At 56.6% G+C, this 18,976-nt stretch carries 15 protein-coding genes; 10 read left to right on the top strand and 5 right to left on the bottom strand.

Annotation, left to right across the window (positions count from 1 at the left end):
- Positions 1-223: 223 nt before the first annotated feature.
- The 7 genes from RCF31_RS20985 to RCF31_RS20955 all read left to right on the top strand — a co-directional run bounded on the left by RCF31_RS20985 (position 224) and on the right by RCF31_RS20955 (position 6,613).
- The gene (locus RCF31_RS20985; protein WP_299449948.1) at positions 224-1,099 is read left to right on the top strand and encodes a polysaccharide deacetylase family protein; all 876 of its coding nucleotides are present in this window, start codon (positions 224-226) and stop codon (positions 1,097-1,099) included.
- Between the two features lie 85 nt (positions 1,100-1,184).
- A complete protein-coding gene (locus RCF31_RS20980; RefSeq protein ID WP_416413709.1) occupies positions 1,185-2,549 on the top strand; it encodes an MFS transporter in 1,365 nt (454 codons plus the stop codon).
- Positions 2,550-2,558: 9 nt separating this feature from the next.
- Complete coding sequence (locus tag RCF31_RS20975; protein ID WP_416413708.1) at positions 2,559-3,335, top strand: SDR family NAD(P)-dependent oxidoreductase; 777 nt, start codon at positions 2,559-2,561, stop codon at positions 3,333-3,335.
- 6 nt (positions 3,336-3,341) lie between these two features.
- Positions 3,342-4,091 (top strand): SDR family NAD(P)-dependent oxidoreductase, encoded by a 750-nt coding sequence (locus RCF31_RS20970; RefSeq protein ID WP_416413707.1) that lies wholly within the window; start codon positions 3,342-3,344, stop codon positions 4,089-4,091.
- A gap of 11 nt (positions 4,092-4,102) precedes the next feature.
- On the top strand, positions 4,103-4,393 hold the full coding sequence (locus RCF31_RS20965; protein WP_299451075.1) for a hypothetical protein: 291 nt from the start codon (positions 4,103-4,105) through the stop codon (positions 4,391-4,393).
- Positions 4,393-5,415, top strand: coding sequence for a CobW family GTP-binding protein (locus RCF31_RS20960; protein ID WP_416413706.1), 1,023 nt, complete (start codon positions 4,393-4,395; stop codon positions 5,413-5,415). Before RCF31_RS20965 ends, RCF31_RS20960 begins: the two co-directional genes overlap by 1 nt.
- Positions 5,416-5,419: 4 nt before the next feature.
- A complete protein-coding gene (locus RCF31_RS20955; RefSeq protein ID WP_416413705.1) occupies positions 5,420-6,613 on the top strand; it encodes an ABC transporter substrate-binding protein in 1,194 nt (397 codons plus the stop codon).
- A 91-nt stretch (positions 6,614-6,704) separates the two neighbouring features.
- Here RCF31_RS20955 and malG read toward each other — a convergent pair whose 3' ends face one another.
- The 3 genes from malG to malE are packed head-to-tail and all read right to left on the bottom strand — an operon-like array spanning position 6,705 to position 10,393.
- Positions 6,705-7,595 (bottom strand): maltose ABC transporter permease MalG, encoded by an 891-nt coding sequence (malG, locus tag RCF31_RS20950; protein WP_299449936.1) that lies wholly within the window; start codon positions 7,593-7,595, stop codon positions 6,705-6,707.
- Positions 7,596-7,604: 9 nt separating this feature from the next.
- Positions 7,605-9,143, bottom strand: coding sequence for a maltose ABC transporter permease MalF (gene malF / locus RCF31_RS20945; RefSeq protein WP_416413704.1), 1,539 nt, complete (start codon positions 9,141-9,143; stop codon positions 7,605-7,607).
- Positions 9,144-9,202: 59 nt separating this feature from the next.
- On the bottom strand, positions 9,203-10,393 hold the full coding sequence (malE, locus tag RCF31_RS20940; RefSeq protein WP_313689686.1) for a maltose/maltodextrin ABC transporter substrate-binding protein MalE: 1,191 nt from the start codon (positions 10,391-10,393) through the stop codon (positions 9,203-9,205).
- A gap of 361 nt (positions 10,394-10,754) precedes the next feature.
- On the opposite strand from malE, the gene malK reads away from it, so the two are divergent.
- The 3 genes from malK to malM all read left to right on the top strand — a co-directional run bounded on the left by malK (position 10,755) and on the right by malM (position 14,227).
- The gene (malK, locus tag RCF31_RS20935; protein WP_416413703.1) at positions 10,755-11,864 is read left to right on the top strand and encodes a maltose/maltodextrin ABC transporter ATP-binding protein MalK; all 1,110 of its coding nucleotides are present in this window, start codon (positions 10,755-10,757) and stop codon (positions 11,862-11,864) included.
- 42 nt (positions 11,865-11,906) lie between these two features.
- The gene (locus tag RCF31_RS20930; RefSeq protein ID WP_416413702.1) at positions 11,907-13,208 is read left to right on the top strand and encodes a maltoporin; all 1,302 of its coding nucleotides are present in this window, start codon (positions 11,907-11,909) and stop codon (positions 13,206-13,208) included.
- Between the two features lie 95 nt (positions 13,209-13,303).
- Positions 13,304-14,227, top strand: a complete 924-nt coding sequence (malM, locus tag RCF31_RS20925) for a maltose operon protein MalM (RefSeq protein ID WP_416413701.1) — start codon at positions 13,304-13,306, stop codon at positions 14,225-14,227.
- A 164-nt stretch (positions 14,228-14,391) separates the two neighbouring features.
- On the opposite strand, the gene malQ is transcribed toward malM, so the two are convergent.
- Positions 14,392-16,413 (bottom strand): 4-alpha-glucanotransferase, encoded by a 2,022-nt coding sequence (gene malQ, locus RCF31_RS20920; protein WP_416413700.1) that lies wholly within the window; start codon positions 16,411-16,413, stop codon positions 14,392-14,394.
- Positions 16,410-18,809, bottom strand: a complete 2,400-nt coding sequence (malP, locus tag RCF31_RS20915) for a maltodextrin phosphorylase (RefSeq protein ID WP_416413699.1) — start codon at positions 18,807-18,809, stop codon at positions 16,410-16,412. The genes malQ and malP overlap by 4 nt, the downstream gene beginning before the upstream one ends.
- Positions 18,810-18,976 lie beyond the last annotated feature (167 nt).

Below are 18,976 nucleotides of genomic sequence, written 5' to 3'. Positions count from 1 at the left end.
CGCACAGTAATGGATCATAACTACAAATGTACATCTTTAAGATGTCATCTCAAAAACGCCACTATCCTGGCATTTATCATTATACAGATTACTCAAGACATTGATTAAATTATATTAATTTCCAGTCATCATACTAGCCCCCATCCGTTACAAAGATCCTGGCATCCCTATTGCAAACACTAAATGGATATTTATTTAAATGTACATTTATGGAGTTGCAGATATGGCCAAAGAAATCCTTTGCGCATTTGGTGTGGATGTTGATGCCGTTGCAGGCTGGCTCGGTTCCTACGGCGGGGAAGATTCGCCGGATGATATTTCACGCGGGCTGTTTGCCGGTGAAGTGGGCGCACCACGTTTGCTGAAGATGTTTGCCGAGCAAAACCTGCGTACCACCTGGTTTATTCCAGGACATTCCATTGAAACTTTCCCGGAACAGATGAAAGCGGTGGTGGATGCCGGACACGAAATCGGTATTCACGGTTACAGCCATGAAAACCCCATCGCCATGACACCGGCGCAGGAAGAAGCGGTGCTGGATCGCAGCATCGAACTGGTCACTCAGCTGGCGGGTAAACGTCCTACCGGTTATGTTGCGCCCTGGTGGGAATTCAGCAATGTCACCAATGAGTTACTGCTGAAGAAAGGGATCAAATATGATCACAGCCTGATGCATAACGATTTCCATCCTTATTACGTTCGCGTCGGGGATAGCTGGACCAAAATCGATTACAGCCAGCATCCCGATGCCTGGATGAAGCCGCTGGAACGCGGCGCGGAAACCGACCTTGTGGAGATCCCCGCCAACTGGTATCTCGACGATCTGCCGCCAATGATGTTTATCAAAAAATCGCCCAACAGCCACGGTTTCGTCAATCCGCGTCATCTGGAAGAGATGTGGCGTGACCAGTTTGACTGGGTCTACCGCGAAAACGACTACGCCGTCTTTACCATGACCATCCATCCCGATGTTTCAGGCCGCCCGCAGGTGTTACTGATGCTGGAGCGTCTGATTCAGTACATCCGCAGCCATGAAGGAGTGCGTTTCGTCACCTTTGATGAAATCGCCGATGACTTTAAACAGCGCCAACCACGCTGACCCCGGAGCGCATTAATGCGCTCCCTACAAGAACCCGTAGGGTCACCATTTAGGGTGACCTGACCCCTGACAGAGTGATAGCGCTATGAGCATCTTTAAAAAAATCTCCGTAAATGGCTGGCAGCCGCAGCAGTTGACCATCAGGGATGTAAAATTTGCCACCTGGATTGCTTTTTTTGCCTGGGTTTTTGCTGTTTATGATTTCATCCTGTTTGGCACGCTGCTGCCGGAAATCGGCGGCCATTTTGGCTGGAGCGAGGTCGAGCAGGCGGAAATCGCCACCTGGGTGGCCGTTGGCGGAGCGGTGATTGCCCTGGCGATTGGCCCGCTTGTGGATCGTCTCGGTCGTCGCATGGGGATTGTCATCACCGTGGGCGGTGCGGCGCTGTGCTCACTGCTGACGGCGGTGGGCGGTGCCTGGGGTAAAGGCGCACTGACTGCGATTCGCTCTGTCGCCGGGTTGGGCTATGCCGAGCAAACCGTTAACGCGACCTATCTCTCCGAGTTGTATACCGCGCTGGATGATCCAAAACTCAACAAACGCAAAGGTTTCGTTTATAGCCTGGTGCAGGGCGGCTGGCCGGTCGGGGCGCTGGTGGCTTCAGCGCTGACCGCGATTCTGATGCCCGTTATCGGCTGGCAGGGCAGCTTTATCTTCGCCGCATTGCCGTCGCTGGTGATTGCCGTATTGGCGCTGAAGCTGAAAGAAACCCCGCAGTTTCAGGTACAGAAAAAGATCCAGCAGCTACGCGCTTCAGGTCACGATAGCGATGCGCGTCAGGTCGCGGCGGATTATCAGGTTTCTTATGACGAACAGCATAACGCGGGCATAGCGGCGGCGTTTCGTGGTCCCTCGCTGCGTGCCACGCTGGTGCTGGGCGGCGCGGTTCTGATCAACTGGTTCGCCATTCAGATTTTCAGCGTGCTGGGTACTACCGTGATCACCAAAACCCACGACGTGTCTTTTAACAGTTCGCTGCTGATTCTGATCCTGTCCAACCTCGTCGGATACTGTGGCTACCTGGTACACGGCTGGCTTGGTGATCGCTTCGGCCGTCGTAATACCATCGCGGTGGGCTGGATGCTGGGTGGGGTCTCCTTTGCCGCCATGCTCTACTGCCCGGACAACTTCGCCACTATCGTCGCTCTCTACAGCATTGGCCTGTTTTTCCTTATCGGTCCTTACGCGGCGGCGCTGTTCTTTATCAGTGAAAGCTTCCCGACCGCCATCCGCGCTACCGCCGGGGCATTGATTGGTGCGATGGGACCGGTCGGCGCGATTATCGCTGGCGTCGGTACCACCAGCGTCCTGAGCAGCGGCGGCCACTGGCAGGATGCTGCGCTGTGGTTCGGGGCTGTGCCGTGCTTTATCTCCGGCATCATCATGTTCTTCGCGCGGGCTAACGCGCCTCAGCGTGCGGGCTCGCGCGCTGCTGTGACTTCAGTTTAAGGAATAACCATGCAAGATTCTGTCTCAACACAACCGGTCGCCGCGATTAGCGGTGCCGCCAGCGGGATTGGCCTGGCGCTGGCAACGCTGTATGCACAACGTGGTGTACGGGTGATCGCCGGTTACTACCCTGCCGATCCGCACGATCCGGCGATCGCTGCGGCACAGGTGGAAGCCGCGGGTGGTGATGCCATCTGGTTGCCGCTCGACGTCGCCACAACGGATTCGGTGGATACCTTTATCGCGCAGGGTGTGGCGCACTTTGGTCGCCTCGATTATATGGTGGCGAATGCGGGAATCTTGCGTCGTGCGCCGATTGAAGAAATGAGCGATACACGCTGGGACGACATGCTTAATGTTGACCTGACCGGGGTGATGCGCTGCTTCCGCGCCGCCACTCCCCATCTGCGCGCCGGAGCCAGCCTGGTTGCCGTTTCCTCCATCGCCGGTGGTGTCTACGGCTGGCAGGATCATGCCCACTATGCCGCAGCGAAAGCTGCGGTGCCAGGCATCTGCCGCTCTCTGGCTGTAGAACTGGCTGCGCGCGGGGTACGCTGCAACGCCATTATTCCGGGATTGATCGAAACGCCTCAGTCGCTGGATAAGCAGAATTCACTGGGTCCGGAAGGGCTGGCAAAGGCTGCCGGAGCCATCCCGCTGGGACGCGTGGGTCGCCCGGAAGAAATCGCCAAAGCGATCGCGTTTCTGACCAGTGAAGAGAGCAGCTATCTCACCGGGCAAAGCCTGATTGTGGATGGTGGGCTGACTGTGCGTTGGCCGGACTAAGGAGCCGTGATGCAACTGCAAAATAAACGCTGTGTGATTACCGGTGCCGCCAGCGGCATTGGTGCTGCCATTGCTGAGCTGTTTGCGCGCGAAGGTGCGCGGCTGGTACTGACCGATCGCGACAGCGACAAACTCGCGCTGAGGGTGGCGCACTGCCAGCAACTCGGTGCCGATTGTCATGGCGTGGTGGCGGATGTCGGTGAGATCGCCGGAGCCACCGCGGGCGTGGACGACTGTATTGCGCGCTTTGACGGCATTGATGTTCTGGTGAATAACGCCGGTATGCTGACCCAGGCACGTTGTACGGCGATCACGCTGGCAATGTGGGAAGAGATGATGGCTGTCGATCTGCGCAGCGTATTTTTAGCCACACAGCGCGCGCTACCAGCGATGCTGGCCCAGCGCTGGGGGCGGGTGATCAATATCGCTTCGCAGCTGGGCATTAAAGGCGGTGCTGAATTGTGTCATTACGCCGCAGCTAAAGCGGGTGTGATCGGTTTTACTAAATCTCTGGCGCTGGAGGTTTCCGCCGATAACGTGCTGGTCAACGCCATCGCGCCCGGCCCGATTGAAACCCCGTTAATTGATGGCATCAATCAGGCGTGGAAGCAGGCGAAGGCGGCAGAGCTGCCGCTGGGGCGTTTTGGCCAGGCGGAAGAGGTGGCACCGGTGGCCTTGCTGCTGGCAAGTGAGCCGGGCGGCAATTTGTTTGTCGGCCAGACGCTGGGACCGAATTCCGGCGATGTGATGCCGTAACGGAGGCAATGATGTGTGGAGTCTGCGGTCTGCTTGATAACGGGCCGCAGTGGAGCGATCCACTGCGGCAGGATCTGCCCGCCCGCCAGCTACGCCTGCAACAATTGGCGCTGCTCAATCGTGCGCTTAAACCCTGGCGGTTATCCCTGACGGAGTTTCACAACAGCTGGCTGCTGGCCAGCCCGACCGGTCAGCAAACGCTGGTCAACTCGCTGGATGTGTTGTGGAAAGAAGCGGAAAAGATGATGCGGCGGCCCATTGATCCACTCGATGAAAACTGGCTGGCGGCGCTGGAGGGCTGATGCAATACGAAGAGAAGTTACCCCTGCATGTACTGAGCGGTTTTCTCGGCAGTGGCAAAACCACGCTGCTGAAAGGCTGGCTGGCGCAGCAGAATCTGAATGATATTGCGCTGCTGGTGAATGAGTTTGGTGAGGTGGGCATTGATCATCATTTGCTTAATGAAGTTGCGCCCGATACGGTGCTGCTGCCCAGTGGCTGTGTCTGCTGCCAGATTCGCGGTGAACTTAAAACCGCGCTGCTCGATCTCTATGAACGTCGCGCGCGCGGGCAGCTCCCGCCGTTCAAACAGGTGATTCTGGAAACCACCGGGCTGGCTGATCCTTCACCGATTTTGTCAACGCTGCTGCATGATCGCCAGCTGCAACATCATTTCACCCAGGGGACACTGGTCACGCTGGTGGATGCGGAACACGCAACCCTGCAGGCTGATACCCAGCCCGAGTGGCTGGCTCAGGTCAGCGCGGCAGATAAGTTGTTGCTGAGTAAAGGTGACAGGGTAACGAAAGAGGCGCGTACAGACATGCTGGCCTGGCTACGTCAGCTCAACCCACTGGCACAACTGAACGATACCGAAGAGGCACTGCGCGATCCGCTCAGCCTGTTTAGTCAAACAGTTACCCGCGGGTCACGGCAGCAACGCTTCCGCTGGCTGGGTACTTGCGCCAGTGACAATGTCACGTTGACCCCGGTTGCGCACAGCACTTCACATCCGGTTACGCAAACCTGCGTGATCACCCTGCACCAGACGATAAACTGGCCAGCGTTTGCTATCTGGCTGTCAATGCTATTACATTGCCATGGCCGTACGGTGTTGCGAATGAAAGGCATTTTACGCGTGAGCGACAGCAGCGCGCCCATTGTGATTCATGGCGTGCAGCATACGCTGCATCCGCCGGTGCATCTGGCTGACTGGCCCGGTGAACTGGAGAGTTCAAAACTGGTATTTATTTTGCGCGGTCTGGAGGCCGATCGTCTGCAACAGGCGTTCAGTCGCACTCTGCGGGCGTTTGAGGAGCCATAACGGTATGAATTCTGCGGCAGTGGTCAATGACCAGCTGACCTTACGTGTGCTCGGAACCTCCGTCACGTTGCTGGAGATGTTGCGCGTGCGTGCGGAACAGGATCTCGGCATTAAAATCGAATATATGTTGCGTAGCGTGGAAGATGCGCAGCGAATCGCCGTCATGCATCCCGAAAGTTACGATCTCTACGATCAATGGTTCCACAATATCGATTTCGTCTGGCCAGCGCGTGCCATCCAGCCGCTGGAGATTAAACGGCTGACGTACTGGGACGAAGTCAATGCGCTGGCCAAGACCGGCACCCTGCAAAATGATGGTGTACTGGCAGATGGCAGCGTGCCATCACAGCGTTTGTATGTGCAGCGTGATTTGCATCTCGGCAGCCAGCCGAGCGACCGTATCAGTATGCTGCCGCTGACGCATAACGCCGATAGCTTTGCTTATCACGTCGATCGTCTGCCCACCGCATTGCGCGAAGAGGAAGAGAGCTGGAGCTGGTTATTGCATCCGGCACTTACCGGCCAGGTAGCGTTGCAGGAAGATGCCGCCATGGGGGGGCTGGATGCCGCGCTGGCGATGCAGGGGGCTGGACTGGCGCGTTTCGCCAACACCGGCAATCTGACACTGGAAGAAATTGATACCCTCGCCCAGGAACTGACGCGTCTGAATCGCCAGGGCCATTTTGCGGCGTTCTGGGCCAGCCAGGAGCAGGCGTGCGATTTAATTGAGAACCGCCAGGTGGAAGTACAAAGCCTGTGGGCACCGATCTACTTTCGTCATCATTTCCATCAGCGTGGCTATAAAATGGCGCATCCGCGCGAAGGCTATCGCGCCTGGTATGGCGGCATGTCTTTGTCTCGCTGCGCCACCGGCAGAATTAAAGATGCCGCTTATGCGTATCTTAACTGGTGGCAATCCGGCTGGCCGGGGGCGGTGATGGCGCGTCAGGGGTATTACATCTCCAATCCACAGCGCAGCAAGGCGCATCTCTCTTCGGCCGAGTGGGATTTCTGGTATGGCGGCAAGCCCGCCGCAGAAATGTTGTATGACGCCTGGGGTGCTCCGCTGATTCCGCAGGGAGAAAGCCGCGATGGTGGCAGTTATGAACAGCGGATGAGCCATATCGCCGTGTGGAACTCGGTGATGGATGAGCATAATTATCTGACGCGTCGCTGGCAGGATTTTTTGCGTTCGTAAAGAAAAGAGGCGGCCCGCAGGCCGCCAAAGACGCTCAATCCCTCAATGGCAGTGAACATTGAGGAAGCAGTGGCAACGCAATGATGAAGACTTATCCTTTGACGCCTCCCGCCGTGAGACCGCTGACCAGCCAGCGCTGAGCCAGCAGGAACACCAGCGTAATCGGGATGGCAGAAAGCACCGCCGCTGCGGCAAAGTCACCCCACAGGTAGTTCTGTGGGTTGAGGTATTGCTGCATGCCGACCGCCAGCGTGTAGCTGTTAACATCGCGCAGCAGCAGCGAGGCAACCGGCACCTCGGTAACCGCCGCGATAAAGGCGAGGATAAAAACCACCGCCAGAATTGGCACGGACAGCGGTAATAACACCAGCCGGAAAGCCTGCCACGGCGTTGCACCGTCCAGCGCTGCCGCTTCCTCCAGCGAGCCGTCGATGGTTTCGAAATAGCCTTTGATGGTCCAGACGTGCAGCGCAATGCCACCGAGATAAGCAAAGATCACGCCGCCGTGGGTATTCAGACCAATAAACGGCAGATACTGACCCAGCCGATCAAACAACGCGTACAGCGCGACCAGCGACAGCACCGCCGGGAACATCTGGAAAATCAGCATGGCCTTTAGCAGACTGGCGCGTCCGGCAAAACGCATGCGCGCAAACGCATAAGCGCAGGTGGTGGAGAGCGTCACGATGCCGAGCGCGCTGATTGCCGCAATTTTTATCGAGTTCCACAACCACAACAGCACCGGAAAGGGCGGTGGCGTCACGCTGCCATCCGCATGGGTAATGCTAAAACCGAGCGCCAGCCGCCAGTGTTCCCACGACACCTGATCCGGAATCAGGCTGCCGGTGGCAAAGTTACCGGCACGCAGTGAGATTGCCAGCACCATCATCAGCGGGAAAAGTATCGCTGCGATAAAGATCAGCAGCAGCAAATGCGTCAGCAACAGGCGCAGCTTCTGCGATTTGGGTTGCACCATAGCCATAACGTCTCCTTAGTCGAATTTCATCCGCACAGCTTTCAGGTTGATCACCGCCAGCGCACCCACCAGCAGGAAGATCAGGGTGGCAATCGCCGCTGCCAGACCAAAGTCCTGCCCGCCGCCGCCTTCAAAAGCGATGCGCCAGGTGTAATTCACCAGCAGGTCGGTGTAGCCCGCCGGGGTGGTGGTGCCAATCCGATCCGGGCCGCCATTGGTCAGCAGCTGTACCAGCACAAAGTTATTAAAATTAAAGGCAAAGCTGGCGATCATCAGTGGCATCAACGGCTTCAGCAGCAGCGGCAGGGTGATAAGAAAGAAGTTCTGCAACGGCCCGGCACCGTCCATCGCGGAGGCCTCATAAAGATCATCCGGGATCGCTTTCAGTAACCCCATGCACAAAATCATCATGTAGGGGTAGCCCAGCCAGGTGTTAACGATCACCAGCATCGATCGTGCCAGCAAAGGATCGCTGAACCATGCCGGTTGCAGGCCGAACAGCGCCTTGAGCATCACATTGATCTCGCCAAAGCTCTGGTTAAACAACCCTTTGAAGATCAGGATCGAGATAAACGCGGGCACTGCGTAGGGCAGGATCAACAGCACGCGATAGATGGCTTTGCCTTTCAGTGCCTCCCACTGCACCAGGCAGGCCAGCACCATGCCCACTGCCACCGTCAGGACTACCGTCAGTAGCGAAAAGATCAGCGTCCAGCCGAAGATCGCCAGAAACGGCTTCTGAATCCCGGCGTCAGTAAAGACACGGATAAAGTTTTTCCAGCCGGTATTCACCGTAAAACCTGGACTGAGTTTTTCACTACCCCAGCTGCCATCGATATTGCGGGCCTGATAGAAGCCACTGGTACCGTTTGCCCGGTAAAGCACGCCACTTTGCTGATTTTTCAGCGCCCCATCGTTATTCAACTGGTAAAGCGGGCGGGTGCCGGAAAACTGGCGTAAAGAACTCATCACCAGCTGACGACCATCAGGCAGTTCGGCATGAATTTGGCTCAACGCCTGGCGGTTGGTCGTGATGATCCTGAGCGTCGCGCGTTCACCGCCAGGCGCAGGGGCGCTGGTCAGTTTAAGCGACTGCTCACCACCAAAGGAGAAGGGCGCTGAGACAAAAGTTTGCCCGCTCTCCCCATCGGTTAACACCAGTTGCCAGCGTTCACCCGCCGAAAACAGTGAGAAATTTAACCCCGCGCCATCCTGGTACTCTCGGCTGAGCAACACCTGCTGCGCCCGTTCCAGCGTCAGCTGGTTGGTGCTGCTGTAGTTGGTGAAGGCAATGGCGACGGTACAGGCCAGCGGGAACAATACAAACAGCGCCATCCCGGCAATACCGGGGTACACATAGCGCCAGGCATAGGCGCGGCGATTGGCATAAATCCAGATGCCGACCGCGCTGATAATCAACGTGACCAGCGCAAACAGGTACTCACCCTGGGCATACATCAGCACCAGAAGATAGCCGACCAGCAGACAGCAGATCCCGACGAGAAGGCTCTTCAACACTGCGCTTTGCCATCCCGATTGCGGTTTTCCTGACATGATTCGGTTTTCCTTAACAGCCGTGACGAGCCGGATCATTCCGGCTCTGGTAGTGGGAATTACTTGGTCAGACGTGCTTTGGCGTCTTTTAACGCGGCGTCTACGGTCTGGCGACCGCTCAGGGCGTTGAGGGTCGCAGTACGCATGGCATACCAGAAGGCCGCCATTTGCGGGATGTTAGGCATAATGTCGCCGTTCTGGGCGTTGCTCATGGTGGCGGCGATACGCGGGTCTTTCTCCAGCTGTTGCTGGAAGGATTTGAGGGCGACGGCACCCAATGGCTTATCTTTATTCACCGCACCCAGACCGGCGTCGGTCAGCAGGTAGTTTTCCAGAAACTCTTTCGCCAGTTCTTTGTTCGGGCTGGCGGCGTTAATACCGGCGCTCAGTACGCCGACAAACGCTTTCGACGGTTTACCCTTCAGCGTTGGCAGCAGCGTGATGCCGTAATTAATGCCGCTTTTATCGATATTGCTCCACGCCCAGGGACCGTTAATGGTCATGGCGGTCTGGCCTTTATTAAATGCGGCTTCGGCAATGGAATAATCGGTATCGGCATTCAGGGTCTTGGCTTTCACCTGATCCACCAGGAACTGCATCCCGGCTTTGGCACCGGCATTATCCACGCCCACGTCCTTCACGTTGTAGTGACCATCAGCGTATTTAAAGGCATAGGCACCCCCTGCGGCCAGCAGCGGCCAGGTGAAGTAGGGTTCCTGCAAGTTGAACATGATGGCGCTTTTACCCTGCTTGCGCATTTTCTGGTCGAGCGCGGCGATCTCTTCCCAGGTTTTCGGCGGTTCTGGCAGCAGGTCTTTGTTATAAATCAGCGACAGGGCCTCAACCGAGATCGGATAACCAATCAGCTTGCCGTTAAAGCGCACCGCGTCCCAGGTAAACGGAAAAATCTTCTCCTGGAAATTCTTGTCCGGGCTAATCTCCGCCAGCAGTCCTGATTCGGCATAACCACCAAAGCGATCGTGCGCCCAGAAGATGATGTCCGGACCATCGCCGGTTGCTGCCACCTGCGGATACTTCTCTTCCATCTTGTCGGGATGTTCGACGGTCACCTTAATGCCGGTTTCCTGTTCAAACTTTTTGCCGACTTCAGCCAGGCCGTTATAGCCTTTATCGCCGTTGATCCAGATGACCAGTTTTCCTTCTTCGATCTTCGCCATCGCCGAGGCCGAAAAGAGCACGGCGGTAAGGGCGGATAAGGCCAGAATTCGTGCACCGGTATTCATCGTCATAACTCCATCCTGTTAGCAGAAACGGTAATCTTGTCGTTTCATTCTGTTTGTCTCCGTTAACTTTTCATCCTCCTGTGTTCTACGCCTGCCTGCCGCTTGCTGTGATCTGCGTTGCAAAACAGGGCGGTTATCACGGTCTGGCGCACAAAACTGTCAGTTCCGGTTTGTCTTGCCGGTCACAAAAATCGTCTGCCCTCCGCTTCTGGACGGTTTGTCCACCTGACCTCCTCCTCCCAACTCCTCCCCCATAAATCAGCCCGTTGCGGAGGATGTTGCCTGCTACGTCGATGCCCATAGTGGTCGCCGGGGTCTGTCCGCCGTTTCGTGGACAAGGATTAGCACGTTGAGAGGAATAAGCATCATGGCGAGCGTCACGTTACGCAATGTCACCAAAGCCTGGGGTGATACCGAGGTATCGAAAGATATCAACCTGGAGATCGGCGAAGGGGAGTTTGTGGTGTTTGTCGGCCCATCAGGCTGTGGGAAATCCACGTTGCTGCGCATGATTGCCGGGCTGGAAACCATCACCCGTGGCGAATTGCGCATTGGCGATCAACGGATGAATGAAGTGCCTCCCGCTGAACGCGGTGTTGGGATGGTGTTCCAGTCCTATGCGCTCTATCCCCATCTTTCCGTGGCGGAGAACATGTCTTTCGGCCTGAAACTGGCCGGAGTGAAAAAAGCGGAAATCGTGCAGCGAGTGAACCAGGTCGCGGAGGTGTTGCAATTGGCGCACCTGCTGGATCGCCGTCCGAAAGCGCTTTCCGGTGGGCAGCGGCAGCGCGTGGCGATTGGCCGTACGCTGGTGGCGGAACCGCGGGTGTTTTTGCTGGATGAACCGCTCTCCAACCTGGATGCGGCGTTACGTGTGCAGATGCGTATTGAGATTTCCCGTCTGCATAAACGCCTGAAGCGTACCATGATTTACGTCACGCACGATCAAATCGAAGCGATGACGCTGGCCGATAAGATCGTGGTGCTGGATGCCGGGCGCGTGGCGCAGGTAGGCAAGCCACTCGAACTTTATCACTATCCCGCCAACCGCTTTGTTGCCGGTTTTATCGGCTCCCCGAAGATGAATTTCCTGCCCGTCAAAGTGACCGCCACCGCTATTGAGCAGGTGCAGGTGCGTCTGCCTAACGATCAACTGGTGTGGCTGCCGGTGGACAGCGCGGGCGTGCAGGTGGGCAGCAACATGTCATTAGGTATCCGTCCCGAACATCTGATTTCCAGTGAGATCGCCGATGTCACCCTCGAAGGAGAGGTGCAGGTGGTCGAGCAACTGGGTTTTGAAACGCAAATTCACATCCAAATTCCCGCCATTCGTCAGAACCTGGTTTACCGCCAGGAGGACGTAGTGCTGGTAGAAGAGGGCGCCCTGATGGGCATTGGTCTGCCGCCTGAGCGTTGTCACCTGTTCCGTGAGGACGGGAGCGCTTGTCGCAGGTTGCATCAGGAGCCTGGTGTTTAGCCCCGTAAAAACAAGAAAAGCAATGACCTCAGGAGAATAAACATGTTAACTCTGCGCAAACTTCCCCTCGCGGTTGCCATCGCGGCGGGTACGCTTTCAGCCCCGTCTATGGCGGTCGATTTTACCGGCTATGCCCGTTCCGGCATCGGCTGGACCGGCAGTGGCGGCGAACAGCAATGTTTTCAGGCAACCGGTGCGCAAAGCAAATACCGTCTGGGAAACGAATGCGAAACCTATGCTGAACTTAAACTGGGCCAGGAAGTGTGGAAGGAGGGCGATAAAAGCTTCTACTTCGATACGAACGTAGCTTACTCGGTTTCTCAGCAGAACGACTGGGAAGCGACTTCCCCGGCTTTTCGTGAAGCCAACGTCAAAGGTAAAAACCTGATTGATGCCTTGCCAGGCGCCACCATGTGGGCAGGTAAACGCTTCTATCAGCGCCATGACGTGCATATGATCGACTTCTACTACTGGGATATCTCGGGGCCTGGTGCCGGTTTGGAAGATGTTGACCTCGGTTTCGGTAAACTCTCTTTCGCGGCGACCCGTTCATCTGAATCAGGCGGTTCTTACGCCTTCTCCAGCGATCAGACACGTGATTACGCCACTGCCACCGCCAACGATGTATTCGATGTGCGTCTTGCTGGCCTGCAAACCAACCCGAACGGGGTGCTGGAACTGGGTGTCGATTACGGTCGTGCCAACGAACGTGATGGCTACCATCTGGAAGACGGTGCATCCAGAGATGGCTGGATGTTCACCGCCGAACACACGCAGAGCATGCTGAAAGGCTACAACAAGTTTGTACTGCAATATGCCACCGATGCCATGACTTCACAGGGCAAAGGCATTCCGCAAGGCACCAACATCAATAACAACGGCAACATGTATCGCATCCTTGACCACGGGGCGATCTCGCTGGCAGATGACTGGGACCTGATGTACGTCGCCATGTATCAGAACACCGACCTCGACAACGATCGTGGTACCGAGTGGTACACCGTTGGTGTGCGCCCGATGTACAAATGGACGCCGATCATGAGCACCCTGCTGGAAGTCGGCTACGACAACGTCAAATCTCAGCAGGCGAAAGAGCGCAACGGCCAGTACAAAATTACCCTTGCTCAGCAGTGGCAGGCTGGCGACAGCATCTGGTCACGCCCGGCGCTGCGTCTGTTCGCCACTTACGCCAAATGGGATGAGAAATGGGGCTACACCAAAGATTCCTCCGGTGACCTGACCTCCTTTGCCTCTGCTGATAGCACCGGTAACGGCATCTTAACCAACAGTCGTGGTAACAACGACGAGTGGACGTTTGGTGCACAGATGGAGATCTGGTGGTAAGCCGATCCTGCATCACCTCTGAATAATGTCTCTTCGGCAGCGGCGGCCATTGCCTGGTTTACGCCGCTGCCTGACACCCCGTTAAGGTCAATACCATGAAAATGACAAAAACATTTACCGCACTTTGCCTGAGTGCTGCGTTGCTGGTGGGTAGCACCCTGCCAGCACAGGCTGAAATCACCCTGGTGCCGCAGGATCTCTCGGCGGCTCCCACTTTCCCGGCAGGCAGTCTGCAACAATTGAGCTGGACGCCACTGGATGCCTCCCGCAACCAGGTCACCCGCCTGACTGACACCAGTCCACAGTTAACGGCTCCCGGCGTAACCGGAGCGATTGCAGCCTACAGTCTGCCTGCCAGTATTGGTGAACTGACGGTGACGTTAAGCAGCGAAGTAAAGAATAACCAGGTGTACGCCCCTAACGTTTTGGTGCTGGATGAAAACCTGCGTCCCGCAGCCTGGTTTCCGAGCCAGTTTTTTACCTATCAGGAACCCGGTGTGATGACTGCCGATCGGCTGGAAGGGGTGATGAAACTGACGCCGGTGCCGGGGCAGCAAAAGATCTATTTGCTGGTGTTTACCACCGAAAAAGATCTGACGCAAACCACCACCTTGCTGGATCCGGCCAAGGCTTATGCCAAAGGGACCAGCAATGCTATCCCCGATATCCCGGATCCTGTTGCCCGACATAGTCGTGAGGGTGAGCTGAAAGTGAAGGTGAAAACCAATTCAGGATCCTCGATTCTTGTCGGGCCGCTGTTTGGATCCTCTGGTCCGGCTCCGGTGACGATTGGCAGCACCCAACCCGCAGCACCGGCCCCGGTCGTTGCCGCGCCACAGCCAACGGTGAAACATGAGCCGATCATGGATGATACCGAGAGTTACTTTAATCAGCGCATCCAGCAGGCAGTGAAACAGGGCAATATCGATAAGGCACTTAAGCTGCTTGATGAGGCCGAACGTCTGGGATCAACCACCGCACGGCCCACTTTTATCAGCAGTGTTAAAGGCAAGGGGTGATGCGACCCCGGCAATGCTGAGTTGCCCCACCTGGTGCGCTACGGCGCACCTTTTTTATGTCTGGGATTTTCCAGCACCGTTCACGGCATTGCGCAATAAATTGCGCCGCTACTGAACCTCGCACCGGGTCGTAGCGGCGCGATTTATCGCGCGAGGTCATGCAGTTAACGTCGTTGGTCAATATCTGCCAGCAGGGCGTTGATATGCGGATCGCTGAATAACGCTTCTAGTGTGACGCGCAGCTTGCGCCGCCAGTTGGGGTATTGATCGGTGGTGCCCGGAACATTCACCGGGGAAGCCATATCCAGCCAGTCTTCCGGCTGTAACCCCAGCAGCGCGCTGTTGCTATCAGCGAGAAAACGATGCATCGCCTGGTTTAACGTTTTACTCATCGTGACAGGATGTTTGCTTGCTGGCAGATAGCCAGCCTGTTGCAGGGTACGCAGCAAGGCCTGTTTCGCTGCCAGGCGGTCCTGATGCAAACCGGCCAGAATCACTTTGTCGGGATACAGCCCCAGCTGGCTGCCAGACGTCAGATCGTCACTTTGCCACCAGCCGCGCAACGTAGGCATATCATGCGTGGTGGCGACTGCCATCGCCTGACGCATCCATTGCTGCGGCGGGCGGAACGCATTCTTTGACGTTTGCTCGAAAAACAGCACCTTGTAAGAATAAACCCCGGCGTCGCGCAATTTCCCGACAATGGCGGCGGGCACCGTTCCCAGATCCTCTCCGATCACCATACAACGATGACGCTGGCTTTCCAGCGCGAGGATCGCCAGCAGATCATCGATAGGGTAATGGACATAGGCACCCTGGGCCGCGCTGCCATCCTGCGGGATCCACCACAGGCGCAACAGCGCCATCACATGGTCAATGCGCAATGCTCCGCAGTCACGCATGTTGGCCCGCAACAGGGTGATCCATGGATCATAAGCACGATCCTGCATCACCTGTGGGTCCATCGGCGGTAATCCCCAGTTTTGACCCAGCGGGCCAAGGATATCTGGCGGTGCACCAACGCTGGCCTGCAAGCAATACAGCTCACGGTCGCTCCAGGTTTCTGCGCCCCCCTGAGCCACACCGACGGCCAGATCACGATACAACCCGATCGGCATTTGCTGCTGCTGACACAGCTGCCAGCAGGCCGCGAACTGCGTCTCGGCCAGCCATTGCAACCACAGGTAAAAATGAACTTCGTTACTGTGCTCGATGGCGAAGGCCCGTACTGCCGCATTGTCAGGATGCTGATACGCTTCTGGCCATTGCTGCCAGCCATAGCGATTGCCATCCTGCGCCATCTGATCCGCATGCAGCGCATCATAGACGCCCTGATGCCACAGGCTTTCTCCCCCGGTAGTGACAAATGTCTCAAAGGCTTTTACCGCCGGATCGGTCACCGCACGCTGCCGGAAATGCCGCCAAGCCAGACGCAGTGCCGCCAGTTTCAAGGCGGTGACGGCACGATAGTCAACCCATGCTGCCGCGCGTGCCAATTGTAATGCCTGCTGTGTCTGGTCTGAATACCACCAGACTTGTGCTTCCCGGCTTTGAATAAAATCTGGCACCGAGGGGACATCGATATAGATAATGTTGAGCCAGCGACGTGACGAAGGGCTGTAAGGGCTGGCACTTTCCGGTATGGCCGGAAACAGGGCATGTAGCGGATTCAGTCCAATAAAAGACCCGCCGCGCTCACCGACCTCGTGCAACATCTGTTTGAGATCGCCGAAATCGCCGATACCCCAGTTACTTTCGGACTTCAGGGTATAAAGCTGTACGCAGCAGCCCCACAGTGATTCACCTTTACGTAGCGCTTCAGGTTCATAACAACGTGACGGTGTCACGATTATTGAGCAGGGCCAGCTGCCGTCACCCACCTTTAAGCGCAACTGGTGGTAACCCTCTGGCAGAGACGGTAGTTGCAGGGGCTGACCGGCGGCACATTGTCCTGTCCAGATCTGTCCGTTCTCGCTTTGCAATTGCCACTCAGCCGGGCGGGTACATGCGGGAGATAACAGCAGCAGCTCGCCGTGACGAAATACCTTTACGGGCGGCAGAGGGGATAATCCTGGGGCAGCCGGTTTGAGTACCGCCAGCAAACGCTGGCGGGTCAGGGTAGAGATCGTTTGCGACTGGCCATGGGCATCGATGTAATCCAGGGCGATAAGGTTTTGCGGTTTCATCGTGCAGCCTGCCAGATACGTTGCTGGTAGTCGCGGATGGAACGATCGGAACTGAACATGCCACAGCGCGCCGTATTGAGGATCGCAGCGCGGGTCCAGGCTTCCTCGTCGGCCCACAGCGCCTCCACCTGTTCCTGCGCTTTCAGGTAGTGGCGGAAGTCCGCCAGTACCAGATAGGGGTCGCCGCCCTGCGGGCCGAGGCTGTGCAGCAGATCGTCAAACGCGTGTGTATCGCCATCGCTAAAGGTGCCGTCTTCCAGCGCAGTCAAAACTTTGTCGAGCTGCGGATCTTTTTTGCGCCAGACCGCAGGCGCGTATCCTTCGGTTTTCAATGCGTTGACCTGCTCAACCGTGTGACCAAAGATAAAGATATTTTCGCTGCCAACCTGTTGCGCAATTTCCACGTTCGCGCCGTCGAGCGTGCCAATGGTCAGCGCACCGTTCAGTGCCAGTTTCATATTGCCGGTGCCGGACGCTTCTTTCCCGGCGGTAGATATTTGCTCCGACAGATCCGCTGCCGGAATCAGCCGTTCAGCCACCGAAATGTTGTAGTCAGGAATGAAGACCACCTTCAGACGGTCTCCCACCCGTGGGTCGTTATTGATGGTATGCGCTACTTTGTTGATGGCATAGATGATGTTCTTCGCCAGCACATAGCCGGGTGCAGCTTTGGCGGCAAACAGCACCACGCGCGGAGTGAGATTGGCCTGCGGATCGCTCACCAGGGTTTGCCACAGGGCAATGATGTGCAGCAAGGTCAGATGCTGCCGTTTGTATTCGTGCAGGCGTTTGATCTGCACATCAAACATCGCCTCCGGGTTGATGACGATGCCGGTGCGTTCGCCGATCCAGCGCGTCAATTGGACTTTATTACGTTGTTTGATGGCGCGGTAGCGGGCGCGGAATTCTGCATTATCGGCAAACGGGGCTAAATCCTGCAACGCATCGAGATTGTTGATCCACGGCTGGCGCAGGGTAGCGCTGATAAGCGTCGCCAGCGCCGGGTTGCATTGGTTAATCCAGCGGCGCGGCGTTACGCCGTTGGTGACGTTATGGAACTTCTCAGGCCACAGCATGTGATATTCAGGGAAGAGATCATCCACCACCAGCTGTGAATGCATGGCGGCGACACCATTCACCGCAAAGCCTCCGACCACGCACAAATTCGCCATGCGTAACTGGTTGCTGTGCACCAGTGCCAGTTTTGCCCACACCGCTTCATCATCCGGCCAGCGGGCGGTAACCTGTTTTTTCAACTGCGCATTCAGGGTGTTGATGATCATCATATGACGGGGCAGCAGGGCGCGGACCATACGCACATCCCAACGCTCCAGCGCCTCCGGCATCAGCGTATGGTTGGTGTAGGCAAAGGTGCGCTGGGTGATGTCCCATGCCTGGTCCCAGCTCAGCTGATGTTCGTCCAGCAGCAGACGCATCAGCTCGGGAATTGCCAGCGTTGGGTGGGTATCATTGAGCTGAATCACTTCGTAATCAGGCAGCGTGGCGATGGCGCGTCCGGCCTGATGATGACGGCGCAGAATATCCGCGACCGAGCAGGCGCACTGGAAATATTGCTGCATCAGACGCAGCTTTTTACCCGCTTGATGGTTGTCATTGGGGTAGAGCACCTTCGTCAGCTTCTCCGCTGTGATGCCCTGCTGTTCGGCGCGTAAAAAATCACCGTCGTTAAAGCGTTGAAGATCAAAGGGTTCAGCATGTTTTGCCTGCCACAATCGCAGCGGCTGGGTCACCCCGTTTTGGTAGCCGACCACGGGCAGATCCCAGGCTTCACCCTGCAAACAAAAAGCCGGTTCCCAGCGCGGCACCCCGTTTTCGCTGATGACTTTTCCCCCTATTGCCACCGGCACCGTCAGCGCCGCGTTATGGCTAAACCACGGATAGCTGTCACGCTGCCAGTCATCCGGTTGTTCATGCTGTCTGCCATCGACAAAGCGCTGGCGGAACAAGCCGTACTGATAATTCAGGCCATAACCGGTGGCGGGCTGCCCGACGGTCGCCATTGAATCAAGGAAGCATGCCGCCAGACGTCCCAGCCCGCCATTGCCCAGCGCCGGATCGGTTTCACACTCCAGTACCGTACTGAGCGAGATATCCCATTGTTTCAACGCGTCATTAATCGCGTCATACCAGCCCAGATTGAGCAAATTGTTACCGGTCAGCCGACCAATCAAAAACTCCATGGAGATGTAGTTAACGTGACGCTGTTGTGTGCTGACGGGCTGGGCTGGCAGGTTCGCCAGCATATCAGCCAGCGCACCGCTCAGGGCTTGCCACCATTGTTGCTGCGTCATGTCGCGTGCATCGCGCAGGCCAAAACGTTGCCATTGCCGTGTCAGGGCGTCGATAAAACGGGCGTGATCAAATTGCTGTGTCATAGCCGGGTTAGTCCTGTAAGTCGCCAGAGAAAATATGCGAGTTAGTTTGCCCGTGTGACCCGCTGTGCTCCTCCTCCTGCGACAAATTCACCGGGGAGGAGTAGCGGGGGGGAGAGGGATGCGGGAATTCTGAAAGCGAGCCAGGAATGTGATAACTGCCGCTTTTG

The sequence above is a fragment of the Pantoea sp. App145 genome, assembly GCF_047947045.1.
Taxonomy (GTDB): Bacteria; Pseudomonadota; Gammaproteobacteria; order Enterobacterales; family Enterobacteriaceae; genus Pantoea.
Note: the sequence above shows the minus strand (reverse complement) of the source record. Positions and strands in the feature narration are given on the sequence as shown.